This is a genomic window from Pantoea alfalfae, from assembly GCF_019880205.1.
Taxonomy (GTDB): domain Bacteria; phylum Pseudomonadota; class Gammaproteobacteria; order Enterobacterales; family Enterobacteriaceae; genus Pantoea; species Pantoea alfalfae.
Window position 1 is genome coordinate 3,298,598 of record NZ_CP082292.1, and the last position, 24,630, is coordinate 3,323,227.

Here is a 24,630-nt window from a genome sequence, read left to right on the forward strand (position 1 = left end):
ATTAACGCACCTTCAGCGTGGCCAGGCCAATCAGCACCAGCATTAGCGAAATAATCCAGAAGCGCACGATAACGCGCGGTTCCGGCCAGCCCTTAAGTTCATAGTGGTGATGGATCGGCGCCATGCGGAAAATACGCTGGCCGCGCAACTTGAACGATCCCACCTGCAGGATCACCGACAGCGTTTCAACCACAAATACGCCGCCCATGATCACCAGTAAAAATTCCTGACGCAGTAACACCGCGATAGTGCCCAGCGCGCCGCCTAAAGCCAGCGAGCCGACGTCGCCCATAAAGACCTGAGCCGGATAGGTGTTGAACCACAGGAAGCCCAGCCCTGCCCCGACGATAGCGGTACAGACAATCACCAGCTCACCGGCGTGACGCAGATAGGGAATATGAAGGTATTCAGCAAACTTCACATTACCGGTTGCCCAGGCAACCAGCGCGAAGCCCGCAGCGACAAAGACGGTTGGCATAATCGCCAGCCCATCCAGGCCATCGGTCAGATTGACCGCGTTACCCGTTCCGACGATCACAAAGTAGGCAAGCAGCACATAAAAAAGGCCAAGCTGCGGCATGATGTCTTTGAAAAACGGCACGACCAGTTGAGTCGCGGGGGTATCTTTGCCCGCCGCATAGAGTCCGAACGCCACACCCAGCGAAATCACCGACATCCAGAAATATTTCCAGCGGGCGATCAGGCCTTTGGTGTCTTTGCGCACCACTTTACGGTAGTCATCGACAAAGCCGATGATGCCAAAGCCGACCAGCACGAACAGCACGCACCAGACATAGGGGTTCGACGGATAGGCCCACATCAGCACCGAAATGGTGATGGAGGTCAGAATCATGATGCCGCCCATGGTAGGCGTCCCGCGCTTACTGAAGTGCGATTCCGGGCCATCGTTACGGACGACCTGGCCAATCTGTAATTTCTGCAGCCAGGCGATCAGGCGCGGCCCCATCCAGAGTGAGATAAATAGTGCGGTCAGCAGGCTGACAATGGCGCGAAACGTCAGATAGGAAAAGACGTTAAAGCCCGAATAAAAAGCGACCAGATGCTCGGCCAGCCAAACTAACATGTTCCTTTCTCCTTTAAGCTCTGTACTACCTGCTCCATGGCGGCACTACGTGAACCTTTTATCAGGACGGTAATTTCTGAGTGTTGGGACAACAATTCTCGTAAACGTTCAGTCAGCGCCGTCTTATCGCTGAAATGTTCACCAACGCCACTGCTTTCACTGATGAAGTGGCTGAATTTTCCACAGGTCAGTACGCGGTCAAGGCCTGCTTCGCGTGCCGCTTCGCCAATTTCGCGGTGGCATTTTTCAGTCTCTTCACCCAGTTCCGCCATATCACCCGCGACCAGCACCTGGTAACCAGGCATCTCTGACAGGACCTGGACGGCGGCGGTCATCGATCCGACGTTAGCGTTGTAGCTGTCATCCAGCAGCAGTTGATGCGCAGAGAGACGTACCGGGAACAGGCGACCTGGCACCGACTGCAGGTTTTTCAGTCCCTGCTGAACGGCGCTAAGCGGCGCATCTACCGACAGAGCCAGTGCCGCCGCCGCCAGAGCGTTAGCGATGTTATGACGACCCGGCAACGGTAATACGATCTCAGCTGTGCCACGCGGTGTGTTCATCACAAAATGGGTGCCATCCTGCGCAATGCGGATATCCCGGGCGGAGAAATCACACTCAGCCGCCTGCGGCGAGAAGCGCCACACGGTTTTGTCCTGCAGCGTGGTCTGCCAGTTTGGCCAGTCGTTGCTCTCCTCGTTGAGAATTGCAATGCCGTGAGCCGGCAGACCCTGAAAGATCTCACCTTTCGCTTTAGCGACACCGGCCAGTGAGCCAAAGCCCTCCAGGTGTGCCGCGGCCAGATTATTCACCAGTGCACTTTCCGGTTTAACCAGGTCAGTGGTGTAGGCGATTTCGCCCTGATGATTAGCACCCAGCTCGATAACCGCGTACTGATGTTCTGCGGTCAGGCGGAGCAGCGTCATCGGTACGCCATAATCGTTGTTGAGATTGCCCGAGGTGTAGAGCGTCTCGCCACACTGACGCAGAATCGCTGCGGTCATCTCTTTAACCGAGGTTTTGCCGGAAGAGCCGGTCAGCGCGACTACGCGGGCGGTCGACTGCTGACGAACCCAGGCACCCAGTCGGCCAAAGGCAACCCGGGTATCCTCAACCACCACCTGAGGCACGGCGACAGGTAAATGCTTACTGACCAGCAGCGCCTGTGCGCCACTAGCAATGGCATCTACGGCGAAGTCATGGGCATCAAAGCGTTCGCCCACCAGCGCGACAAACAGGCTGCCCGCCGTCACTTTGCGGGTATCGGTGGTCACATCATTCAGGGTTAAATCGCTGCCGTGCAGCGTGCCGCCGGTAATTTCCGCCAGGGTCTTTAATGAAACCGGAATCATGCTGCGCCTCCAAGCAGTGCCGCTACTGTGGCACGATCGGAGTAGTCGAGACGACGGTTGCCGATGATCTGATAATCTTCATGGCCTTTACCCGCCACCAGCACGATATCGTCAGGCTGTGCCTGCATAATGGCGTTAGTGACCGCTTGCGCACGACCCGATACCACGCGGGCGCGGCCCGGTTCGAGCAAACCAGTCAGAATGTCTTTTACTATCGCCTGCGGATCTTCGCTACGCGGATTGTCGTCGGTGATCACCACCACATCCGCATATTGCTCAGCAATCGCACCCATTAACGGGCGTTTGCCTTTGTCACGGTCCCCGCCGCAGCCAAACAGGCACCAGAGTTTTCCTTTGCAGTGCAGACGTGCCGCTTCCAGCGCTTTTTCCAGCGCATCCGGCGTGTGGGCATAATCCACTACGACCGTCGGTTTTCCTGCAGCGCTGAAGACTTCCATACGCCCGTTAACCGGCTGTAACCGTGGTGCAACACTGACCAGCGTCGCCAGTGGATAATCCAGTGACAGCAGGGTCGCCAGTGCCAGCAGCAGATTACTGACGTTGAACGCGCCCATCAGCGGGCTGTCGATTTCACCGTTGCCCCAGCTTGAGCTGAAACGGATATGCGCACCGTTGTCGTGATACTCCACCGCATCGGCTTTCAGCCAGCGGCCATGGCAGCCCGGCTGAAGGTTATCCTCCATGGTGACGGCAACCGCATCAGGTAAGCGCGCCAGCCAGCGACGACCAACTTCATCATCAGCGTTAAGAATCGCCTGTCCAACCTGATGCTCAGAAAACAGCAGCCATTTGGCCGACTCATAGCCCGGCATGTCACCGTGGTAATCGAGGTGATCGCGACTGAGGTTGGTGAAGACCGCAGCGGCAAACGGCAGTGCTGCAACGCGATGCTGCACCAGACCGTGTGACGAGACTTCCATCGCGGTCAGGGTCGCTCCTTTTTCAGCGAGTTCGTGCAGCGTATGCTGAACGTCCACTGCTGAACCGGTCGTATTTTCTGCGGCGACTAAGTGCCCCACCAGCCCGTTGCCGACGGTGCCCATCACCGCACTGGTCTCACCCAGCAGCGTCGCCCACTGCGCCAGCAGTTGGGTAGTCGTGGTTTTACCGTTGGTGCCGGTGACGCCAATCAGCGTCTGCTTCTCGCCCGGCTGCTGGTAAAAGCGGCCTGCTAAGGCTGAAAGGCGCTGATTCAACTGCGCCAGATAGATAACCGGTACGCCGTGCATCTCACGGATTTCGCCGTCGGTCGCTTCATCCTCAGCTTCAGCCACTACGGCGGCGACGCCCTGCGCAATCGCCTGCGGAATGAAACGGCGTCCATCGACCTGATGGCCTGCAACCGCGACAAACAGATCGCCAGACGCCGCCATGCGGCTATCCAGGGTCATGTCGCGCAGTGGGCGCGCCGGCGCACCTGGCACCCAGGGGCCGAGTAAGTCGCGCAGGTTACGATCTGTCACTTGATTCCTCACTTCTGTTAGTCACCAACTCATTCCTGTCATTGGTCGTCGGTAATGCGTCCGGCTCGATGTTCATGGTGCGCAGTACGCCGCCCATGATGGCACCAAACACCGGTGCAGAAACCGCACCGCCGTAATACTTGCCGGCCTGGGGATCGTTGATCACCACCACCAGCGCGAATCGGGGATGACTGGCAGGCGCCACGCCTGCGGTATAAGCAATATATTTATTGACGTAGCGTCCATCCGGCCCGACTTTTTTCGCCGTACCGGTTTTTATCGCAATGCGATAACCCTTGATTGCCGCTTTAACGCCACCGCCACCGGGCAGCGCCACGCTTTCCATCATGTGCATCACGGTTTTCACCAGTGACTCATCGAAAACGCGTTGTCCCGCGACGGGCGGATCCACTTTGGTAATCGACAGCGGGCGATTAATGCCATAGCTGCCAATCGTTGCGTAGACTCGCGCTAACTGTAACGGCGTTACCATTAGCCCGTAGCCGAAAGAGAAGGTGGCCCTCTCTATGTCAGACCACCGTTGTTTTTTAGGGTATAAGCCACTGCTTTCCCCGACCAGCCCCAAATTGGTCGGTTTGCCCAGTCCAAAGCGCGCGTAAGTTTCTACCAGCGCTGAGGAAGGCATCGCTAACGCCAGACGTGAAACACCGACGTTACTCGACTTCTGTAAAACCCCTGTCAGGGTCAATTCGTTGTAGCGCGCCACATCTTTGATCTCATGACCATTGACCCGGTACGGCACGGTATTCAGGACGCTATTCTCTCTGACCACGCCGCGCTGCAGCGCGGTCATCACCACCATCGGCTTCACGGTAGAACCCGGCTCGAAGATGTCGGTAATTGCGCGGTTACGCATCAGATCTTTAGGCGTGTTGGTGAGATTATTTGGGTTGTAAGCCGGACTGTTGGCCATCGCCAGCACTTCACCGGTATTCACATCCACCAGCACCGCGGTGCCCGATTCCGCTTTGTTAAAGGCCACCGCATTATTCAGTTCCCGGTAGACCAGCGCCTGTAAGCGCTCATCAATACTCAGAGTCAGGTTATGGGCGGCGCGGCTGTCCACTGACGAGATATCTTCAATAACGCGACCATAACGGTCTTTGCGTACCGTCCGCTCGCCCGGCGCACCGGTCAGCCATTTATCAAAGCTCTTTTCAATGCCTTCAATGCCCTGGCCGTCGATATTGGTAAAGCCAATCAGATGGGAGGTCACCTGCCCGGCAGGGTAGTAACGACGCGACTCTTCGCGCAGATGAATACCGGGAAGTTTGAGTTTTTTGACGTATTCACCGATGGCCGGATTGACCTGGCGCGCCAGATAGACAAAGCGGCCTTTAGGATTGGCATTGACGCGGGCCGCCAGTTGATCAAGCGGAATAGAGAGCGCATCAGACAGCGCTTTCCAGCGGCTGTCCAGCGTTACGCCACCACCGGCATGCAGCTCTTTTGGATCAGCCCAGATGGCATTAACCGGTACACTGACTGCCAATGGGCGGCCAGCGCGATCGCTGATCATCCCGCGTGAAGTCGGCACAGCCTGAACACGCAGCGAGCGCAGATCGCCCTCTTTCACCAGCTTGCCCGGATTGATCACCTGCAGCCAGGCCACACGCGACAGCAAACCGCCCAGCGCCAGTAAAATACAGCCGCACAGCAACGCAAAACGCCAGCTTACAAAGCTGGCTTTATCTTCCGGTTTCTTTAACTTCAGCGTTCTGCCTGTGCCGCTCATTCGCTATCTGAAATCCTTATTTCTGCACCACGATATTTTCTTGTGAAGGATCAACGTGCTGCAGCTGCAGCTTCTCGGTGGCGATGCGTTCAACCCGGCTATGGTCGCCCAGCGCATTCTCTTCCAGAATCAGGTTGCGCCACTCAATATCCAGCGCATCACGCTCCAGCACCAGCTGTTCGCGCTGCGCGGTAAGCAGGCGTGTTTTATGGGTGGTGGTGACCACCAGCACGGCAGACACCACCACAGCGATCAGCAACAGCACCGGAATCTTGCCTTTTCGCAGCAAATCCCCGCCGATGACGGCGGGCAGACTGTGGCGCTCATTGCCGATCATGCGTCGGTTTTCTCCGCGATACGTAATACCGAACTGCGCGCACGTGGATTCTCAGAGACTTCAGCGTCACCTGGCGACATCTTGCCAAGCAGCTTCAGTTCACGCCCGCCCAGGGCTCGCAGCTGCTGTTCAGTCATCGGTATCCCGGCAGGCACCTGTGGCCCGCGACTCTGATCGCGCATGAAGCGCTTCACCAGCCGATCTTCCAGTGAATGGAAGCTGATGACAGAGAGGCGACCTTGTGGTGCCAGCACCTCAACCGCCCCTTTCAGCGCAATATCGATCTCTTCCAGTTCGCTGTTAATCCAGATACGAATTGCCTGGAAGCTGCGTGTAGCCGGATGCTTAAACTTATCTTTCACGGGCATGGCGACAGAGATGACTTCAGCCAGCTCACGGGTGCGAGTCATCGGCTGTTCACGATTGCGCTCGACAATGGCCCGGGCAATACGTTTAGAGAATCGTTCTTCACCGTAGGTCTTCAGGACGAAAGCGATATCCGCTTCTTCCGCGTGCAGCAACCATTCTGCGGCGGAGTGACCGCGCGAAGGATCCATGCGCATATCCAGCGGTCCGTCACGCATAAAGGAGAAGCCGCGTTCGGCATCATCCAGCTGCGGTGATGAAACCCCCAGATCGAGTAAAATGCCGTCAATTTTTCCGACTAAATCCCGTTCAGCGGCATACTCTGCCAGTGCGGAAAAAGGGCCATGAATAATTGAAAAACGCGGGTCGGTGATCTCCGCAGCAGCGGCGATAGCTTGCGGATCGCGATCGATAGCGATCAGCCTTCCCTTCTCTCCCAGTTGCGAAAGAATCAGGCGTGAGTGACCACCACGGCCAAAAGTACCGTCGATGTAAATACCGTCTTCCCTGATATTGAGGCCGTTAACCGCCTCATCCAACAGTACGGTGGTATGTTTAAAATTTTCCTGCATAGCTATAGCGACAAGTCCTGCAACCGCTCAGATAAAGGCTCCTGAGCCGACTGTTCTGCGTCAATATCGTCCCTGACTTGTTGATACCAGGTCTGTTCATCCCACAGCTCAAACTTGTTGAACTGTCCAACCAGCATCACTTCTTTGGTTAATTTTGCATGCTGCCGAAGCGTATTTGCCAGCAGCAGGCGGCCTGCATTGTCCATCTGACATTCACTGGCATGTCCCAGCAGCAAACGCTGCACGCGACGCTCAAGTGGATTCATACTGGAAAGGCGTGCCAGCTTTTTTTCAATGATTTCCCATTCGGGCAGGGTATAAAGCAACAGGCATGGCTGGTGGAGGTCGATGGTACAGACCATCTGCCCCTGAGACTCCCCAATCAGCAAATCGCGATATCGCGTGGGTACGGCGAGCCGCCCTTTGCTGTCGAGATTGACTAACGTTGCTCCGCGGAACATGCCAGTCTCTCCTCCTGGTCACCCATTTACGCCACTTTATCCCACTTTTTACCACGAAACGAGTTTAAGGATCCCATGAAATCCTTGTCAAGCCGGAGCGGTAGTTGAATATCACTCTTTACAGAGCGCAAAATTAATTTCTGGCGACGATATAAACGAATAAAAAAGGAATATAAAAATTAAGCCAATGAATACCTGAATAAAAATAAGGATCCGGGTAAAAATGACTAAAAATGAAACAATGTGAAGCGCTGAATATTTATCGTAGTTTCTGAGACAGCGGCGGCATTTTAGGGGATTTCCGAAAGGAAGCACAGCAGCTTCAGGCCAGACGGGGCAGGAAGTTTGTTGAAGTTGTAAGCAGATAATAAAAATAAGCCTTTCGACTTTGTTAGATTTGATGAGCAGAATTTACGCTTTTTTACGTCGACCTGTTTATTTAATCAGTACATTACGGAAATAAAATGGGCGGGCAGCGTAATACTGCCCGTTACTCATTTAACTTTTCTGCTTAATTGTCCGCGACGGTATAAATTACGACGAATGCGGGTTAAACCCGGTTTCGGTTTTCTGGGTTCATCTAAAGAGGCTAAAACTAATTCCAGTACGCGCTCTGCTACGTCACGATGACGCTGCCCTACCGCCAGGACCGGACACTCAAGAAAGTCCAGTAATTCGTGGTCGCCAAACGTGGCAATGGCCAGCTCGGTCGGCAGTCTTCCGTCACGTTTCAGCGTCACATCCATGACACCCTGCAGCAGACCAAATGAGGTGGTAAACAGCGCCTCCGGCATCGGGTGATCTTCCAGGTATTTTTCAAACAGCGCCGCAGCGGCTGTACGTTCGAAGCTGTTGCAGTAGATATAGTCAATCGGGCGGGGATCGTCTTTCCAGGCATCGCGGAACCCCATCTCCCGCAGAAAACTCACTGAGAGCTCAGGTAACGCGCCAAGGAACAGCACATTTTTAACCTCAAGCTGACGCAATTCAGCGGCCAGCGTCTGTGCATCATCCTGATCGGCACCCACTACGCTGGTGAAATGTTCACGATCCAGCGCGCGGTCTAACGCGATAATCGGCAGGGGATCGTTGATCCACCGCTGATAAAAGGGATGCTCTGGCGGTAACGAGGTAGAGACGATTATCGCATCGACCTGCCGCTGTAACAGATGTTCAATGCAGCGCATTTCGTTATCAGGCTGATCTTCAGAACAGGCAATCAGCAGCTGATAGCCGCGCTGACGCGCCTGTCGCTCCAGATAGTTCGCAATACGGGTATAGCTGGTATTTTCCAGATCGGGAATGACTAACCCAATAGAGCGCGTTCGCCCGGCGCGCAGCCCGGCAGCCACCGCATTAGGGTGATAATTATGCTCACGTACCACCGCCATGACTTTCTCAACGGTTTTGTCGCTGACACGATACTGCCGCGCTTTGCCATTGATCACATAACTGGCCGTGGTGCGCGATACGCCTGCCAGACGCGCAATTTCATCCAGTTTCACGATAACCCCACCATCAAATCCGCTTTAACGGCAAAAATAGCCGCAGTTAAGCTATGGATAACTTATGACTATCATCTAACAGCAGAAAAGTGCGCGGAGCAACCGCTTTTCTGAATGTAACCCGCCTGGCGCATAAAAAATAAAAAAACCCGGCATTTCGCCGGGTTAGGTGAGGATCGATGGTGACGCAGCGTGATTAACGCATGATGCGATCGCCACGTGAAACGCCCACGATACCGGAGCGTGCCACTTCAACAATTTCGGCAACCTCGCGAACGCTATTCAGGAAGGCGTCCAGTTTGTCACTGGTGCCTGCCAGCTGAACCGTGTACAGCGTCGGCGTCACGTCGATAATCTGACCGCGGAAGATCTCGGCGTTACGCTTCACCTCTTCACGGCCATAACCGCTGGCCTGAATCTTCACCAGCATGATTTCGCGCTCAACATAGGCGCCCTGCCCCAGTTCGGTGACACGCAACACATCCACCAGCTTGTGCAGCTGCTTTTCAATCTGCTCCAGCACCTTCTGATCGCCCACTGTCTGAATGGTCATCCGCGACAGTGTCGGATCGTCGGTCGGTGCCACGGTCAGGCTTTCAATGTTATAGCCGCGCTGCGAAAACAGACCGACGACACGGGATAATGCGCCGGATTCGTTCTCCAGCAGAACTGATAAAATGCGACGCATAATTATGTCCTCTCCGTTTTGCTTAACCACATCTCATCCATGCTGCCACCGCGAATCTGCATCGGGTAAACGTGCTCGCTACCGTCAACGGTGACATCCACAAACACCAGACGTCCTTTCGCCAGCGTTTCCAGCGCCAGCGTCAGCTTCTCTTCCAGCTCAGCCGGGTGCTCAATCGCGATGCCGACATGTCCATAAGCTTCCGCCAGACGCACGAAGTCAGGCAGCGATTCCATATAAGACTGGGAGTGACGACCGGAATAGATCATATCCTGCCACTGCTTCACCATGCCCAGCACCCGGTTATTCAGGTTCAGCACCAGCACCGGCAGATCGTACTGCAGCGCGGTAGAGAGCTCCTGAATGTTCATCTGGATACTGCCATCGCCCGTTACACAGATGACGGTCTCTTCTGGCAGCGCCATCTTCACGCCAAGTGCTGCGGGCAGACCGAAGCCCATGGTGCCGAGACCGCCAGAGTTGATCCAGCGGCGCGGTTTGTCGAAAGGATAATAGAGCGCCGCAAACATCTGATGCTGTCCCACATCCGACGTGACGTACGCATCGCCTTTGGTCAGACGGCTGATAGTTTCAATCACGGCCTGCGGCTTGATTTTGTCGCTGGTGCGATCAAACGCCAGACAGTGACGACTGCGCCAGCCCTCAATTGCCTGCCACCACTCGTGCAGGCTCTCAGCGCGCGATGGAGTGTCGCTTTGCGCCAGCAACTCCAGCATCTGCTGCAGCACCTGTTTTGCATCACCCACAATCGGGACATCCGCCGATACCGTCTTGGAGATAGAGGTCGGGTCGATATCGATATGCATCACCGTGGCGTTGGGACAATATTTCGCCAGATTGTTGGTGGTGCGGTCATCGAAGCGAACACCAATACCAAAAATCAGGTCGGTATTGTGCATCGTCATGTTGGCTTCATAGGTACCGTGCATACCCAGCATACCAACGCACTGACGATGGGTACCCGGAAACGCGCCCAGGCCCATCAGCGAGGTCGTTACCGGAATATTCAGGCTCTCAGCCAGCTGTAACAGTTCCGCTTCGCAGCCTGCGGTAATGGCACCGCCACCCGCGTAGATCACCGGCTTTTTCGCAGCCAGCAGCGTCGTCAGCGCACGCTTAATCTGCCCTTTGTGACCCTGAATAGTCGGGTTATAAGAGCGCATGCTCACTGACTCTGGCCAGTGATAAGGCAGTTTATTGGCCGGGTTCAGAATATCTTTTGGCAGGTCGATCACCACCGGTCCCGGACGTCCGCTGGAGGCCAGCCAGAACGCCTTTTTCAGCACGGTTGGGATCTCTTCGGTGCTTTTCACCAGGAAGCTGTGCTTCACCACCGGACGAGAGATGCCGACCATGTCGCACTCCTGAAAGGCGTCATAGCCAATCAGCGACGAAGGAACCTGACCCGACAGAATCACCAGCGGAATCGAGTCCATATAGGCGGTAGCGATACCGGTAATCGCATTGGTTGCACCCGGTCCTGAGGTGACCAGCACCACGCCGACTTCGCCAGTGGCGCGTGCCAGGCCGTCAGCCATATGCACTGCGCCCTGCTCATGGCGCACCAGAATATGATCGATACCCCCGACGGTTTGCAGCGCATCATAGATATCCAGGACTGCGCCACCCGGATAACCGAATACCTGCTTAACGCCCTGATCGATTAACGAACGGACGACCATTTCGGCTCCTGACAACATCTCCATCTTCTGCCTCCAGGCTTGAGGACCCGGCCCGGTTACTACGCCCGTTGGTGCGTAACACGTTGCCCTGGTGCCTGCTTTGCCAATCAAAATCTTATGTTTATGCACGACAGCGAAAACATGTGCCGCTGTCCTGTTACAGAGAAATCTGTTGAGTTCATTGTTATGAGAGTAGGTCAATTACCATAACCGCAGTTAACCGGGCAGGCAAACCACAAACCCGCGTAAATTAAAAGGCCGGGACGTAAAGGCTCTGCCTGATAAGAATTGGCTGCGCGGATTAAACTAATTACGTCGCAGAACCGCAGACGAAAATGCTAAGTAAGAAATTATTTTCAGCGTGATATAAGAAATAACGAAAACTTATTACCGCCTGCAATAGCCCACAATCGCCTGACACTTTTCTTTTCTGGCGTAATTAACCAGTAAATCACGCAAGCGCATTCGATTATGCTAACCGGCAGGTGATAAATCCTGTGACGGCGCTGGACAAAAGACCAATAAAACCTTTTACTTTCAATTAAATAAATCATCAACCAGCCCGTAAAAGAGTGCATTCTGACAATGTTCGCTTCCGCCGCAACTGATGCGCTGTTCATTACGCTGCCGGACCGTTAAATAACAGAATATCTTTCTTCATCGTCCCGGATAATACCCCTGCATTGAAGGTTGACATCCCTGAGCGATTCCAGTACCAATATGTACAGCACAACATTTTATAAGGTTTGAATCCATGTTTCGTTCTGTTCGCCTTCTCGGTCTACTACTAAACGCACTCAGCTTGCGCGGTAGACTTGTGGGCGGAATCAAACACTGATTCAAACCTGCTGAAAGTTAAAAACCCGCGCCTGTCGCGGGTTTTTTTATGCTCGTTGCCAGGCCCGAAAAAGCAAAAGGATGAATACGATGAGCCAGCAAGTCATTATTTTCGATACCACTCTGCGCGATGGTGAGCAGGCATTACAGGCCAGCCTGAGTGTGAAAGAAAAATTGCAGATTGCCTTAGCGCTGGAGCGTATGGGCGTGGATGTGATGGAAGTGGGTTTCCCGGTCTCTTCACCAGGCGACTTTGAATCAGTACAGACCATTGCCCGCACCATCAAAAATAGCCGGGTCTGCGGGCTGGCGCGTTGTGTGGAGAAAGACATCGACGCGGCGTACGAATCACTGCGCGTTGCCGAAGCCTTCCGTATCCATACCTTTATCGCGACGTCACCCATGCACATCGCTACAAAACTGCGCAGTACGCTGCCGGAAGTGATTGAGCGTGCGGTGCATATGGTGAAGCGTGCACGTAACTACACCAGTGACGTTGAGTTCTCCTGTGAAGATGGCGGCCGTACGCCAATTGATGACCTGTGCCGGATGGTTGAAGCGACGATTAACGCCGGTGCGACCACCATCAACATCCCGGATACCGTTGGCTACACCCTGCCAGGCGAGTACGCACATATCATCAGTGAGCTGATGAATCGCGTTCCCAATATCGACAAAGCGATTATCTCTGTCCACACCCACGACGACCTGGGGATGGCCACCGGTAACGCACTGGCTGCCGTTCAGGCAGGCGCGCGTCAGGTTGAAGGCACGATGAATGGCCTGGGTGAACGTGCCGGTAACTGTGCGCTGGAAGAGGTGATCATGGCGATTAAAACCCGTCAGCAGATCATGAATGTTCACACCACTATCAATCATCAGGAAATCTATCGCACCAGCCAGATGGTCAGCCAGATCTGCAACATGCCGATTCCGGCTAACAAAGCGGTGGTCGGCTCCAACGCCTTCGCCCACTCCTCCGGTATTCATCAGGATGGCGTACTGAAGAATCGCGAGAACTATGAAATCCTGACGCCAGAGTCAATTGGCTTACACAAAATCCAGCTGAACCTGACCTCACGTTCAGGCCGTGCGGCGGTTAAACATCGTATGGAAGAGATGGGCTATGCCGAGCAGGATTACAATCTGGATACGCTGTATGACGCCTTCCTGAAGCTGGCCGACAAAAAAGGTCAGGTCTTTGATTACGACCTGGAAGCGCTGGCCTTCATCAATAAACAGAATGAAGAGCCGGAGCATTTCCAGCTGCACGAATTTAACGTCCAGACCGGTTCCAGCATGACTGCTACCGCCTCTGTAAATCTGGGCTGCGGTGATGTCGCTAAATCGGATGCCGCTACCGGTAACGGTCCGGTTGACGCGGTCTATCAGGCGATTAACCGCATCACGCAGTTTGACGCTGAGCTGGTTAACTACAAGCTGACCGCGAAAGGCCACGGCGAAAACGCGCTGGGACAGGTGGATATCGTTGTGAGCTACAACGGCCGTAAATTCCACGGTATTGGTCTGGCGACCGATATCGTCGAGTCCTCTGCGAAAGCGATGGTCAACGCTCTGAACAATATCTGGCGTGCCCGTCAGGTTGAACAAGAATTGCAGCGCAAATTTAAAGATCAGAAGGAAACCGTATAACCATGTCCACCTCTTCTCATATCGCAGTTTTACCCGGCGACGGTATCGGCCCGGAAGTGATGGCCCAGGCAATGAAAGTGCTGGATGCCATTCGTCAGCGCTTTGATATGCAGATTACCACCCAGGAATATGCGGTCGGCGGCATTGCTATCGATCAGCACGGCGAACCCCTGCCGCCCGCAACTGTTGCAGGCTGCGAGCAGGCCGACGCGATCCTGTTTGGCTCCGTTGGCGGTCCGAAGTGGGAGCATTTACCCCCGGCATCACAGCCGGAACGCGGTGCGCTGCTGCCGCTGCGCAAGCATTTTAAGCTGTTCAGTAACCTGCGTCCGGCAGCGCTCTACAGCGGACTGGAAGCCTTCTGCCCACTGCGCGCCGACATTGCCGCCAAAGGCTTTGACATTCTGTGCGTGCGTGAACTGACCGGCGGTATCTATTTTGGTCAGCCTAAAGGACGCGAAGGCAGCGGCCCGGAAGAGCGTGCTTTTGATACCGAGGTCTACCACCGTTTCGAAATTGAACGCATCGCCCGTATCGCGTTTGAATCGGCGCGCAAACGTCGTAACAAAGTCACCTCGGTTGACAAAGCTAACGTGCTGCAGACCTCAGTCATGTGGCGTGAAATCGTCAACGAAGTAGCAAAAGAGTACCCGGACGTGCAGCTGAGCCACATCTATATCGACAACGCGACTATGCAGCTGATCAAAGACCCGTCGCAGTTTGACGTGCTGCTCTGCTCTAACCTGTTCGGTGACATTCTGTCTGATGAGTGCGCCATGATCACCGGCTCAATGGGTATGCTGCCGTCCGCCAGCCTGAATGAAGCGGGCTTTGGCCTGTTTGAACCCGCGGGTGGTTCAGCCCCGGACATCGCCGGTCAGAATATTGCCAACCCGGTCGCTCAGATCCTGTCGCTGTCGCTGCTGCTGCGTTACAGCCTGAATGCCGATGCCGCTGCCGACAGCATCGAACGCGCCATCAGCCGTGCGCTGGAACAGGGTTACCGCACCAAAGATTTAGCCGGTGATGGCCCTGCAGTCAGCACAGATGAGATGGGCAGCATCATTGCCCGCTTTATCGCCGAGGAAAAATAAAAAAATGAAAACCTTATACCAGAAGTTATTTGATGCACATGTCGTCCACGAAGCGCCGAACGAAACGCCGTTACTCTACATCGATCGTCACCTGATTCATGAAGTGACCTCGCCACAGGCCTTTGATGGTCTGCGTGCGCACGGACGCAAAGTCCGTCAGCCAGGTAAAACCTTCGCCACCATGGATCACAACGTTTCGACGCAGACCAAAGATATCAATGCGTCGGGCGAGATGGCGCGTATTCAGATGCAGGAGCTGATGAAGAACTGCGAAGAATTTGGCGTACAGCTGTATGACCTGAATCACCCATTCCAGGGCATCGTCCACGTTATCGGCCCTGAGCAGGGCATGACGCTGCCGGGCATGACGATTGTCTGCGGCGACTCGCACACCGCGACGCACGGCGCGTTCGGCTCGCTGGCCTTTGGTATCGGCACCTCTGAAGTGGAGCATGTGTTTGCCACTCAGACCCTGAAACAGGGTCGCGCGAAAACCATGAAGATTGAAGTGCTGGGCCAGGCGTCAACCGGCATTACAGCAAAAGATATCGTGTTGGCGATCATCGGCAAAACCGGCAGCGCAGGCGGCACCGGCTATGTGGTTGAATTCTGCGGCCCGGCTATTCAGGCGCTGAGCATGGAAGGTCGTATGACCCTGTGCAATATGGCGATTGAGATGGGCGCGAAAGCGGGCCTGGTGGCACCGGATGACACTACCTTCAACTACCTGAAAGGTCGTCAGTTCTCACCCCAGGGTGAGAAATGGGAGCAGGCCGTTGAATACTGGCGCACCCTGAAATCTGATGAAGGCGCGAAGTATGATGCGGTAGTGACGCTGCATGCTGAAGAGATCGCACCGCAGGTCACCTGGGGCACCAACCCGGGTCAGGTGATTGCCGTTGATCAGCTGATCCCGAACCCGGCCTCATTCGCCGATCCGGTTGAGCGTGCCTCCGCGGAAAAAGCGCTGGCCTACATGAACCTGCAGCCGGGCATCAGACTGACCGATGTCGCGATTGATAAAGTCTTTATCGGCTCCTGCACCAACTCGCGTATTGAAGATCTGCGTGCCGCCGCCGCCATCGCTAAAGGCCGCAAAGTCGCGCCTGGCGTGGTCGCCATGGTGGTGCCAGGTTCCGGCCCGGTAAAAGCGCAGGCTGAAGCGGAAGGTCTGGATAAAATCTTCCTGGAAGCGGGCTTTGAATGGCGTCTGCCTGGCTGCTCAATGTGCCTGGCGATGAACAATGACCGTTTGAATCCGGGCGAGCGTTGCGCATCTACCAGCAACCGTAACTTTGAAGGTCGCCAGGGCCGTGGTGGACGTACCCATCTGGTCAGCCCGGCGATGGCCGCGGCGGCTGCCGTGACTGGCCACTTTGCCGACATCCGTGAACTGACGACAGGAGCTTAAGTCATGGCGAATAAATTTACTCAGCACACCGGCATTGTTGCGCCGCTGGACGCCGCGAACGTCGATACGGATGCCATCATTCCCAAGCAGTTTTTACAGAAGGTGACCCGTACCGGTTTCGGTCAGCACCTGTTCCACGACTGGCGCTTTGAAGATGACGCGGGCACCGTGCCAACGCCCGGCTTTGTGCTGAACAAGCCGGCGTTCAAAGGCACCAGCATCCTGCTGGCACGCGAGAACTTTGGCTGCGGCTCATCACGTGAGCATGCCCCCTGGGCGCTGACCGATTTCGGTTTTCACGTGGTGATTGCGCCGAGCTTCGCCGATATCTTTTACGGCAACAGCTTTAACAACCAGCTGCTGCCAGTGAAATTAAGCGAAGAGGAAGTGGATAAGCTGTTCAGACTGGTTGCGGCCCAGCCGGGCATCAGCTTCACGGTTGATCTGGAAGCGCAGACGGTCACCGCAGGTGATAAAGTCTATCCGTTTGAGCTCGACAGCTTCCGCCGCCACTGCATGATTAACGGCCTCGACAGTATCGGCCTGACGCTGCAGCACGAAGCCTCGATTTCTCAGTACGAGCAGAATCAGCCCGCTTTCCTGCGCTGATTGAGTTAAAACAGGGCGACATCCCGTCGCCTGAGGTTGCAGGCAATCTCGGTTCTGGCCCGCTATGAGATCGAGCCTGCGAAGGCAACACGGTCAGATCGGAAAGTCGCTTAAACCTTCCCTGGCCGCTCGTCCCGCGCCGTCCATGGCGCGGGACGCTTTCCTCCTCTGCCCGTGTTGCCTTCGTGTAAAGCGTGTTGTTGCGGTCAGACTCCCTCGAATCGGAGTTTGTCAGAAATCCAGGAGTGACATCCTGTCGCCTTTCTCTTTTATACGTCGCGCACCCGCGCCGACATCACCAGCGCCACAATCGCCAGCCCGAATGCCAGCCAGTAAACCGCCTCATGCCCCAGCCGCTCACTCAGCGTTCCCTGAATCACCCCTGCCAGAATCATGCCGGTCGAGATCGAGTTAGTAAACATTGTTGTCGCCGCACCGGGCCGCCCGGGCATCAGATCCTGGAACCACAGCATCCCGATACCCGCAATAATTCCGACAAACACCGCGTTGAACAGCTGCAACACCATCAGCGAGGTGCGGGAGTTGAACAGCACCAGCCCCAGATAAAACAGGACGCCAGCCGCCACCGCAATCAGCATTAACCTGCGCTTACCGATGCGACGCGCGTAATGTCCCGCCAGCAGCATCACCGGAATCTCCAGCCCGGCCGCCGTCCCCATCAGCAGACCGGCCAGCTTCTCCGGCAGTCCCAGCGTTGTACTGATATAGAGCGGCATATCGATGATATACATCGTGTTGCAGGTCCACATCACGACGGAAGCGATGAACAGCAACCGCACATCCCGATCGCGCCAGCCGCTTATCGGCAGCCCGCCGCTTTGCATCAGCGGCTGCGTGCGTGGCACAGACGGCAGCGTAAACCAGACCAGCAGGATACAGATCAGAAACAGCGCGGCAGCCACCATAAACAGCGTCACAAAACCGTAGTTCAGCGCCAGCGCGAACGACAACGGTGGCCCGATTACCCATGCCAGCGACAGCTGGGCACGCATCACCGAACTGAACATCACCGCTTCACGCGCCGACTGATCGGCATACTCCCGCGCCAGCGCAAACAGCTGAGGCATAGAGACGCTGGCCAGCGCCGACAGCAGCACACCCAGCGTCAGCAGGGTCAGATAATGGCGGGTAAAGGCAAACAGCAGCGCATTCACCAGCGCCATCAGGCAACAAAAAAGAATAATATGCCGACGATCGCCAACACTGTCTGAGCGCTTAGCCACCAGCATACTCACCACGATACCGGCCACCGCATTGATGGTGAAAAACAGCCCGACCCAGAAGGGCCGCGCCTGTACCTCGCGCGTCAGAAACAGGCTAAGTGTTGGTGCCTGTAGTGCGCCTGCGATGCCCAGCATGAACGAGGCGACCATAAAAGCGAGGTAAACCGGATTGATGCGGCGCTGCCGCGTTAACAGCGATTTCATAGCGAAATCCCTTTCAGAACAAACAGAGGGGAAAAAGAAGGGTAGACGATACCGCGCAACATGAAAAAAGCCAGCAGAGATCATCTGCTGGCGGTGTAAATGCACCCTACTCAGAAAAGCACTCCACTGAACAGCGAAGTGAGGGTCGAACGCCATTCAGTGCTGAATGCCTCCCGCTCTTCCCATAGCGCAAAGTTTGCTCTTAAAATGGGGCAGAAAAAACAGAGCGCTTTTCACCGGGAGTTCCCCTTTTATGTCCTCATCACGTCTGAAGCAGCAGTTCATTCGCCTGTGGCAGAGCTGCCAGGGGCAAACGCAGGAGATTACCCTCAGCGAACTGGCTGACCTGCTGCACTGCTCGCGCCGCCATATGCGCAATCTGCTCAACCGGATGCAGGCCGCGGGCTGGCTGATCTGGCAGGCGGAAGCCGGACGCGGCAAGCGTTCACAGCTCTCCTTCTGCTATACCGGACTGGCTTTACAACAGCAGCGTGCCGAGGATTTGCTGGAACAGGATCGCATCGATCAACTGGTCCAGTTAGTGGGCGATAAGAATCAGGTGCGGCAGATGATTGGGGTACACCTGGGGCGCAGTTTCCGGCAGGGCAAGCATATCCTGCGGGTGCTCTACTATCGTCCGCTGCTTAACCTGCTGCCCGGTTCGGCGCTGCGGCGCTCGGAAACGCATATTGCCCGACAGATTTTCAACGGCCTGACGCGCATAAATGAGGAAAACGGGGAAATTGAACCTGATATTGCACACCACTGGCAGCAGACCTCTCCGCTTCACTGGCGCTTCTTTGTGCGTCCGGCGATTCGCTTCCATCACGGCAGAGAACTGGAGATGGAGGATGTGCTCGCCACGCTGGAGCGTCAGCGCACCCATCCCCTCTTTTCCCATATAGAGCAGATTGACTTACCTGCCCCCTGGACGCTGGACATTCGTTTAAGCCAGCCCGACGAGGGTTTGCCCTGGCTGCTGGGCAGCGTCAGTGCGATGATCCTGCCGCGCGAATGGCCGACGCTGCGTGATTTTGCCCGCCAGCCGGTTGGCACAGGTCCTTACCGGGTGATACGCAATCAGGAGAGCCAGCTGAAAATCGAAGCGTTTGATGACTACTTCGGTTTTCGCGCCCTGATTGATGATGTCTCTATCTGGGTACTGCCCGACATCAGCGATGAACTGGTCTATGCCGGTGTCCGTCTGCAGGGTGACAGCATTGATGAGATTCAGGAGGAGAGCCGCCTTGAAGAGGGCTGCTACTATCTGCTGTTCGATCAGCGTTCAGAGCAGGGTCGCAACGAGGCGGTCCGCCGCTGGGTCAGTTACCTCTTTAACCCCATCGCCCTGCTCAATCATGCCGGTGTCGGTTATCAGCGTTACTGGTTTCCGGCGTATGGCCTGCTGCCGCGCTGGCATCACCGGCGTGACCTGATGCCAGTGGAAAAACCGCCTGGCTTAACGCACCTGACGCTGACCTGGTACAGCCAGCACGTGGAGCATGAAGGCATCGCTAATGCGCTGCGTCCGCTGCTGGCAGCGCATGGCGTCACGCTGGAGACCCGTGAGATTAGCTACGAAAGCTGGTATCAGGGCGACGCGGAAAGTGATATCTGGCTGGGCAGCGTGAACTTCACCCTGCCGCTGAATTATTCGCTGTTCGCGCAGCTTTATGAGATTCCGCTACTGCATCACTGTCTGCCGATCGACTGGCACGGCGATGCGGCCCGCTGGCGCGAAAAAACACTGCCGCTGGCCGAATGGAGCAAACAGCTGGTCGAAGAAGCCGGTCTGCATCCGCTGTTTCACCACTGGCTGCTGCTGGAAGGCCAGCGCAGCATGCGCGGTGTGCGGATGAATACCCTGGGCTGGTTTGATTTTAAATCGGCCTGGTTCGCGCCACCGGCGCTGTGACGCTTTCGCCCTGGCGCTGAAATGACTAGAATGTGACGTTCTCAACGGGGTGCGGCCTGCCACAAGCAAGCAGCTGAGAGAGACCCGTCGAACCTGATTCGGTTAATACCGACGTAGGGATTTGAGAGGCCTCTGTGCTCAGATCCTTTGCGACTCATCCCCTATTCTCCTGAAGGAGCGCAAAGTGTTAAACAAAGTTCTGCCGGTGCTGCTGTTACTCTCCGCCCCCGTTCTGGCGGCCAAGCCGGTTCTCACGGTCTACACCTACGACGCCTTCTCCGCCGACTGGGGCCCTGGCCCGGCGGTTAAAAAAGCCTTTGAAGCCCAGTGCAATTGCGAGCTGAAATTCGTCACGCTGGAAGATGGCGTCTCGCTGCTGAACCGCGTGCGCATGGAAGGCAAAAACAGTAAAGCGGATGTGGTGCTGGGGCTGGATAACAATCTGGTGCAGTCGGCGCAGAAAACCGGCCTGTTTGCCGAAAGTCAGGTCGACACCTCGACATTGAAACTGCCCGATGGCTGGCACAACACCACCTTCGTGCCGTTTGATTATGGCTACTTCGCGTTTGTCTATGACAAAACCCGGCTGAAGAATCCGCCAAAAAGCCTGAAAGAGCTGGTCGACAGCCCGGAGAAGTGGCGCGTGATCTACGAAGATCCCCGCACCAGCACGCCCGGATTAGGTCTATTGCTGTGGATGCAGAAAGTCTATGGCGATCAGGCACCGCAGGCATGGCAAAAGCTGGCACAGAAGACAGTGACGGTCACCAAAGGCTGGAGTGAAGCCTATGGCCTGTTCCTCAAGGGCGAAGGTGATCTGGTGCTGAGCTACACCACCTCTCCGGCTTACCACATCATCGAAGAGAAGAAAGAGAACTATGCCGCCGCGCCGTTTGCAGAGGGCCACTATCTGCAGGTTGAAGTTGCCGCGCAGTTAGCCAGCAGCAAACAGCCAGCGCTGGCGCAGCAGTTCATGAAGTTTATGGTCTCGCCTGACTTCCAGCGCACCATACCCACCGGCAACTGGATGTACCCGGTGATCGACACGCCGCTGCCTGCCGGTTTCGCGGCGCTCGACGTGCCTTCCACCGCCCTGCAGTTCTCGCCGGAAGAGGTTGCCAGCCAGCGCTCGGGCTGGATTAGCCAGTGGCAACGCGCCGTCAGCCGCTGATGCCGCGCTGGCTGATTCCCGGTTCCCTCGCCACAGCATTACTGACACTTGTGGCGTTTCTGGCCTTCGGTGCACTCTGGCGCGCCGCGCCGGACACGGACTTACGCGGCGTGCTGCAGGATGACTATCTGCATCACGTTATCGCATTCTCGTTTGCTCAGGCGCTGCTCTCCGCCCTGCTGTCGCTGCTGCCTGCGGTGCCGCTGGCGCGGGCGCTCTATCGACGTCGTTTCCCAGGCCGCCAGCTGCTGCTGCGCTTGTGCGCCATGACGCTGGTGCTGCCAGTACTGGTGGCGGTATTTGGGCTGCTAACCGTCTACGGTAGCAATGGCTGGCTGGCGCAGCTGTGCCAGCTGGCAGGGATCGATTACCACTTCTCTCCCTACGGTTTATCGGGCATTTTGCTGGCGCACGTCTTCTTTAACCTGCCGCTGGCGACCCGCCTGATGCTGCAGGCGCTCGAGAGCATTCCGGCGGAACAGCGTCAGCTGGCGGCACAGCTCGACCTGCGCGGCTGGCACCATTTTCGTCTGCTGGAGTGGCCATGGCTGCGGCGTCAGCTGCTGCCGACCGGCGCGCTGATCTTCATGCTCTGTTTCGCCAGCTTTGCTACCGTGCTCTCGCTGGGCGGCGGCCCGCAGGCGACGACCATTGAGCTGGCGATATTCCAGGCGCTGAGTTATGACTACGATCCCGGACGCGCTGCACTGCTGGCGCTGATCCAGCTTGGCTGCTGCGTAACGCTGGTGCTGCTCAGCCAGCGCTTCAGCAAGGCGATTCCCGCCGGAACCAGTCAGTTGAACGGCTGGCGCGATCCGCAGGATTCGCGCTGGGCGCAGCTGGTTGATGCGCTGCTGATCCTGCTGGCGCTGATCCTGCTGCTGCCTCCACTGGCGGCGGTCATCGTCGATGGTCTGCACGGCGGAGTGCGAGGCGCGCTGGCACAGCCTGCACTGTGGCAGGCCACGTTGACTTCATTGCGCATCGCCACCGGCGCCGGTCTGCTCTGTGTGGTGCTGACCATGATGCTGCTGTGGAGCAGCCGCGAGCTGCGCCTGCGTCAGCGCCCGGCGGCGGCAACCCTTATCGACACCAGCGGCATGCTGATTCTGGCGATGCCAGGCATCGTGCTCGCCACCGGCTTTTTCCTGTTGTTCAACGCCACCATCGGCCTGCCCGAGTCGGCCGACGGGCTGGTGATCTTTACCAATGCGCTGATCGCCATTCCCTATGCGCTGAAAGTGCTGGAAAACCCGATGCGGGATGTCGCAGAGCGCTATGGCAGACTCTGCGATTCTCTGGATATCCACGGCTGGAACCGGCTGCGGCTGATTGAGCTGCGGGCGCTGAAGCGTCCGCTGGCTCAGGCACTGGCCTTTGCCTGCGTGCTGTCGATTGGTGATTTTGGCGTGGTGGCGCTGTTTGGCAGCGCCGACTTCCGCACGCTGCCGTTCTACCTTTATCAGCAGATCGGCGCCTATCGCGGCGCAGATGGCGCGGTCACTGCCCTGCTGCTGCTGCTGCTCTGTTTGTTGCTGTTCACCCTGATGGAAAAATTACCAGACCGCCATGCTGACACTGAATAACCTCACGTACCTTTATCAGCATCTGCCGATGCGCTTTAGTCTCAACGCCACTCGCGGCGAGCGCATCGCGATCCTCGGCCCCAGCGGGGCCGGTAAAAGCACGCTGCTGAGCCTGATTGCCGGTTTCCTGCCGGTGAAACAGGGCACCCTGATGATTGACGGCCAGGAGCACACCCACAGCGTGCCGGCCAGACGGCCCGTGTCGATGCTGTTTCAGGAGAACAACCTGTTTCCGCACCTCAGCGTGCAGCAGAATATGGCGCTGGGGCTGCATCCGGGATTAAAACTCAGCACTGAGCAGCGTCAGCAATTGGCTGCGCTGGCCGATCAGGTGGGATTAGGCGATCTGCTTACCCGTCTGCCGGGCGAACTGTCGGGCGGACAGCGACAGCGCGTGGCGCTGGCACGCTGCCTGTTGCGTGATCGTCCGGTATTACTGCTGGATGAGCCTTTTTCTGCGCTGGACCCGGCGCTGCGCGGAGAGATGCTGCAACTGGTACGTTCGGTGTGTGAAGCGCGCAGCATCACGCTGCTGATGGTGTCGCACAGTCTGGAAGATGCCCAGCAGATTGCGCCGCGCAGCGTGGTGATTGTGGATGGACGGGTGTACTGGGATGGCGAAACCCGACAGCTGCTGTCGGGCGAGACGCGGGAGGCCGAGGTACTCGGTATCCCGCATCGTTAAGCATCAGGCGAAGAAAACCTGCCACAGCAGATGCCGGAAAACCGGCATCATCGGATGGAACTGAATGCCGACGAACGCCGAGACGGCGACCACCAGACCCAGCGGTCCTGCCCAGCGCAAACGCTCAGGCGGCAGCCAGGCCGTGGCCCAGTCGCGGCTCTTGCCGCTGCGCCACCAGCGCCAGCATAACCAGCCACCCAGCCAGATCAGCAGTGCTGCGCCGAGTAACAGCCATTTAAAGCTGCTCCCCTGCGCGGCTTTGGGCACATCGATCGCTACCCCCGCCAGAATACCGGGCAGCAGATAGAGCGGCGGCCAGAGAATGCAGCCAATAATGTTTGGCGGCAGAAATTTACGCACCGGCAGCTCCAGCATACCGGCCGCCAGTGGGATCAGCGGACGCGTAGGGCCTACAAATCGACCGACCAGAATCGTAAACATGCTGTGCTGATGCAGGGCGTGCTCGGTTTTATCCAGCAGGCCTTTATATTTTTGCAGATACTTCCAGCGATGCAGCGGCCCCTGGAATTTCCAGCCGATGCCGTAAGAGACCCAATCACCAATCAGACAGCCGGCAAAGCCCGCAGCCCAGGCAGGGTAAAGGCCAAGTTCGCCACTGCCGACCAGCGCGCCCAGACTGGCCATCATTACCGTACCTGGCAGCAACAGCCCGACCAGCGCCAGCGACTCCAGAAATGTCACCAGCGCAACGGCAAACAGCGCCCACTCCAGAGACTGCGTAATCAGTTGTTGAATCCAGGCTTCCATAATCATCCTTAGTAAAAGCAGAAGGCTGGATTGTCCAGAGCCAGCCACACAGCGTCAAGGCAAGAATTGTAGGACAATGTTGACAAAACTCAGTAACGGGAACTGTATAAATATCCATGGTATACTTAAGCGGTTTTCTCACCCC

Annotated in this window: 21 protein-coding genes and 1 riboswitch; of the genes, 9 read left to right on the forward strand and 12 right to left on the reverse strand. The window is 56.5% G+C overall.

Going from position 1 to position 24,630, the window contains the following annotated elements:
- Window position 1: 1 nt before the first annotated feature.
- From mraY to ilvI, 10 genes are all read right to left on the reverse strand, one after another.
- A complete protein-coding gene (mraY, locus tag K6R05_RS15585; RefSeq protein WP_013356763.1) occupies window positions 2-1,084 on the reverse strand; it encodes a phospho-N-acetylmuramoyl-pentapeptide-transferase in 1,083 nt (360 codons plus the stop codon).
- Window positions 1,078-2,436, reverse strand: a complete 1,359-nt coding sequence (murF, locus tag K6R05_RS15590) for a UDP-N-acetylmuramoyl-tripeptide--D-alanyl-D-alanine ligase (protein WP_222924566.1) — start codon at window positions 2,434-2,436, stop codon at window positions 1,078-1,080. Before murF ends, mraY begins: the two co-directional genes overlap by 7 nt.
- Window positions 2,433-3,920 (reverse strand): UDP-N-acetylmuramoyl-L-alanyl-D-glutamate--2,6-diaminopimelate ligase, encoded by a 1,488-nt coding sequence (gene murE, locus K6R05_RS15595; RefSeq protein WP_161731632.1) that lies wholly within the window; start codon window positions 3,918-3,920, stop codon window positions 2,433-2,435. The genes murF and murE overlap by 4 nt, the downstream gene beginning before the upstream one ends.
- Window positions 3,907-5,676 (reverse strand): peptidoglycan DD-transpeptidase PBP3, encoded by a 1,770-nt coding sequence (gene ftsI, locus K6R05_RS15600; protein WP_013356760.1) that lies wholly within the window; start codon window positions 5,674-5,676, stop codon window positions 3,907-3,909. The genes murE and ftsI overlap by 14 nt, the downstream gene beginning before the upstream one ends.
- Before the next feature lie 16 nt (window positions 5,677-5,692).
- Window positions 5,693-6,013, reverse strand: coding sequence for a cell division protein FtsL (gene ftsL / locus K6R05_RS15605; RefSeq protein WP_003854764.1), 321 nt, complete (start codon window positions 6,011-6,013; stop codon window positions 5,693-5,695).
- The gene (gene rsmH / locus K6R05_RS15610) at window positions 6,010-6,951 is read right to left on the reverse strand and encodes a 16S rRNA (cytosine(1402)-N(4))-methyltransferase RsmH (RefSeq protein WP_222924567.1); all 942 of its coding nucleotides are present in this window, start codon (window positions 6,949-6,951) and stop codon (window positions 6,010-6,012) included. Before rsmH ends, ftsL begins: the two co-directional genes overlap by 4 nt.
- 2 nt (window positions 6,952-6,953) lie before the next feature.
- Complete coding sequence (mraZ, locus tag K6R05_RS15615; RefSeq protein WP_009092149.1) at window positions 6,954-7,412, reverse strand: division/cell wall cluster transcriptional repressor MraZ; 459 nt, start codon at window positions 7,410-7,412, stop codon at window positions 6,954-6,956.
- 494 nt (window positions 7,413-7,906) lie between these two features.
- Window positions 7,907-8,917, reverse strand: a complete 1,011-nt coding sequence (gene cra, locus K6R05_RS15620; protein ID WP_013356758.1) for a catabolite repressor/activator — start codon at window positions 8,915-8,917, stop codon at window positions 7,907-7,909.
- 196 nt (window positions 8,918-9,113) lie between these two features.
- Window positions 9,114-9,605, reverse strand: coding sequence for an acetolactate synthase small subunit (gene ilvN, locus K6R05_RS15625; protein WP_009092152.1), 492 nt, complete (start codon window positions 9,603-9,605; stop codon window positions 9,114-9,116).
- A 2-nt stretch (window positions 9,606-9,607) separates the two neighbouring features.
- Window positions 9,608-11,332 (reverse strand): acetolactate synthase 3 large subunit, encoded by a 1,725-nt coding sequence (gene ilvI, locus K6R05_RS15630; protein ID WP_222924569.1) that lies wholly within the window; start codon window positions 11,330-11,332, stop codon window positions 9,608-9,610.
- A 730-nt stretch (window positions 11,333-12,062) separates the two neighbouring features.
- Between ilvI and leuL the strand changes: the two genes are divergently transcribed.
- The 5 genes from leuL (at window position 12,063) to leuD (ending at window position 16,912) form a co-directional block, all read left to right on the forward strand.
- The gene (gene leuL / locus K6R05_RS22405) at window positions 12,063-12,146 is read left to right on the forward strand and encodes a leu operon leader peptide (RefSeq protein ID WP_099257765.1); all 84 of its coding nucleotides are present in this window, start codon (window positions 12,063-12,065) and stop codon (window positions 12,144-12,146) included.
- Window positions 12,147-12,235: 89 nt separating this feature from the next.
- Window positions 12,236-13,798, forward strand: a complete 1,563-nt coding sequence (gene leuA, locus K6R05_RS15640; RefSeq protein ID WP_161731638.1) for a 2-isopropylmalate synthase — start codon at window positions 12,236-12,238, stop codon at window positions 13,796-13,798.
- A 2-nt stretch (window positions 13,799-13,800) separates the two neighbouring features.
- Window positions 13,801-14,892, forward strand: a complete 1,092-nt coding sequence (gene leuB / locus K6R05_RS15645) for a 3-isopropylmalate dehydrogenase (protein ID WP_098051507.1) — start codon at window positions 13,801-13,803, stop codon at window positions 14,890-14,892.
- 4 nt (window positions 14,893-14,896) lie between these two features.
- A complete protein-coding gene (gene leuC, locus K6R05_RS15650) occupies window positions 14,897-16,303 on the forward strand; it encodes a 3-isopropylmalate dehydratase large subunit (protein ID WP_161731640.1) in 1,407 nt (468 codons plus the stop codon).
- A gap of 3 nt (window positions 16,304-16,306) precedes the next feature.
- Complete coding sequence (leuD, locus tag K6R05_RS15655) at window positions 16,307-16,912, forward strand: 3-isopropylmalate dehydratase small subunit (protein ID WP_222924571.1); 606 nt, start codon at window positions 16,307-16,309, stop codon at window positions 16,910-16,912.
- 269 nt (window positions 16,913-17,181) lie between these two features.
- Here leuD and K6R05_RS15660 read toward each other — a convergent pair whose 3' ends face one another.
- On the reverse strand, window positions 17,182-18,360 hold the full coding sequence (locus K6R05_RS15660; RefSeq protein ID WP_150010845.1) for an MFS transporter: 1,179 nt from the start codon (window positions 18,358-18,360) through the stop codon (window positions 17,182-17,184).
- A gap of 253 nt (window positions 18,361-18,613) precedes the next feature.
- Here K6R05_RS15660 and sgrR point away from each other — a divergent pair, with 253 nt between their 5' ends.
- From sgrR to thiQ, 4 genes are all read left to right on the forward strand, one after another.
- The gene (gene sgrR, locus K6R05_RS15665) at window positions 18,614-20,275 is read left to right on the forward strand and encodes an HTH-type transcriptional regulator SgrR (protein WP_222924572.1); all 1,662 of its coding nucleotides are present in this window, start codon (window positions 18,614-18,616) and stop codon (window positions 20,273-20,275) included.
- A gap of 35 nt (window positions 20,276-20,310) precedes the next feature.
- Window positions 20,311-20,413: riboswitch (TPP riboswitch) on the forward strand.
- Window positions 20,414-20,459: 46 nt separating this feature from the next.
- Window positions 20,460-21,446, forward strand: a complete 987-nt coding sequence (thiB, locus tag K6R05_RS15670) for a thiamine ABC transporter substrate binding subunit (RefSeq protein WP_161731648.1) — start codon at window positions 20,460-20,462, stop codon at window positions 21,444-21,446.
- A complete protein-coding gene (thiP, locus tag K6R05_RS15675) occupies window positions 21,422-23,032 on the forward strand; it encodes a thiamine/thiamine pyrophosphate ABC transporter permease ThiP (protein ID WP_161731650.1) in 1,611 nt (536 codons plus the stop codon). The genes thiB and thiP overlap by 25 nt, the downstream gene beginning before the upstream one ends.
- The gene (thiQ, locus tag K6R05_RS15680) at window positions 23,016-23,717 is read left to right on the forward strand and encodes a thiamine ABC transporter ATP-binding protein ThiQ (protein WP_161731652.1); all 702 of its coding nucleotides are present in this window, start codon (window positions 23,016-23,018) and stop codon (window positions 23,715-23,717) included. The genes thiP and thiQ overlap by 17 nt, the downstream gene beginning before the upstream one ends.
- Window positions 23,718-23,720: 3 nt before the next feature.
- On the opposite strand, the gene K6R05_RS15685 is transcribed toward thiQ, so the two are convergent.
- On the reverse strand, window positions 23,721-24,485 hold the full coding sequence (locus tag K6R05_RS15685; protein ID WP_161731654.1) for a DedA family protein: 765 nt from the start codon (window positions 24,483-24,485) through the stop codon (window positions 23,721-23,723).
- Window positions 24,486-24,630: the final 145 nt, after the last annotated feature.

Bases quoted from the DNA above. Each gene is read 5' to 3' on its own strand.
- K6R05_RS15685 (WP_161731654.1), bottom strand. From the start codon at position 24,485: ATGGAAGCCTGGATTCAACAACTGATTACGCAGTCTCTGGAGTGGGCG.
- mraZ (WP_009092149.1), bottom strand. From the start codon at position 7,412: ATGTTCCGCGGAGCAACGTTAGTCAATCTCGACAGCAAAGGGCGGCTC.
- K6R05_RS15660 (WP_150010845.1), bottom strand. From the start codon at position 18,360: ATGAAATCGCTGTTAACGCGGCAGCGCCGCATCAATCCGGTTTACCTC.
- thiQ (WP_161731652.1), top strand. From the start codon at position 23,016: ATGCTGACACTGAATAACCTCACGTACCTTTATCAGCATCTGCCGATG.
- leuC (WP_161731640.1), top strand. From the start codon at position 14,897: ATGAAAACCTTATACCAGAAGTTATTTGATGCACATGTCGTCCACGAA.
- ftsI (WP_013356760.1), bottom strand. From the start codon at position 5,676: ATGAGCGGCACAGGCAGAACGCTGAAGTTAAAGAAACCGGAAGATAAA.
- leuD (WP_222924571.1), top strand. From the start codon at position 16,307: ATGGCGAATAAATTTACTCAGCACACCGGCATTGTTGCGCCGCTGGAC.
- murF (WP_222924566.1), bottom strand. From the start codon at position 2,436: ATGATTCCGGTTTCATTAAAGACCCTGGCGGAAATTACCGGCGGCACG.
- ilvN (WP_009092152.1), bottom strand. From the start codon at position 9,605: ATGCGTCGCATTTTATCAGTTCTGCTGGAGAACGAATCCGGCGCATTA.
- rsmH (WP_222924567.1), bottom strand. From the start codon at position 6,951: ATGCAGGAAAATTTTAAACATACCACCGTACTGTTGGATGAGGCGGTT.
- leuA (WP_161731638.1), top strand. From the start codon at position 12,236: ATGAGCCAGCAAGTCATTATTTTCGATACCACTCTGCGCGATGGTGAG.
- sgrR (WP_222924572.1), top strand. From the start codon at position 18,614: ATGTCCTCATCACGTCTGAAGCAGCAGTTCATTCGCCTGTGGCAGAGC.
- ftsL (WP_003854764.1), bottom strand. From the start codon at position 6,013: ATGATCGGCAATGAGCGCCACAGTCTGCCCGCCGTCATCGGCGGGGAT.
- mraY (WP_013356763.1), bottom strand. From the start codon at position 1,084: ATGTTAGTTTGGCTGGCCGAGCATCTGGTCGCTTTTTATTCGGGCTTT.
- leuB (WP_098051507.1), top strand. From the start codon at position 13,801: ATGTCCACCTCTTCTCATATCGCAGTTTTACCCGGCGACGGTATCGGC.
- leuL (WP_099257765.1), top strand. From the start codon at position 12,063: ATGTTTCGTTCTGTTCGCCTTCTCGGTCTACTACTAAACGCACTCAGC.
- ilvI (WP_222924569.1), bottom strand. From the start codon at position 11,332: ATGGAGATGTTGTCAGGAGCCGAAATGGTCGTCCGTTCGTTAATCGAT.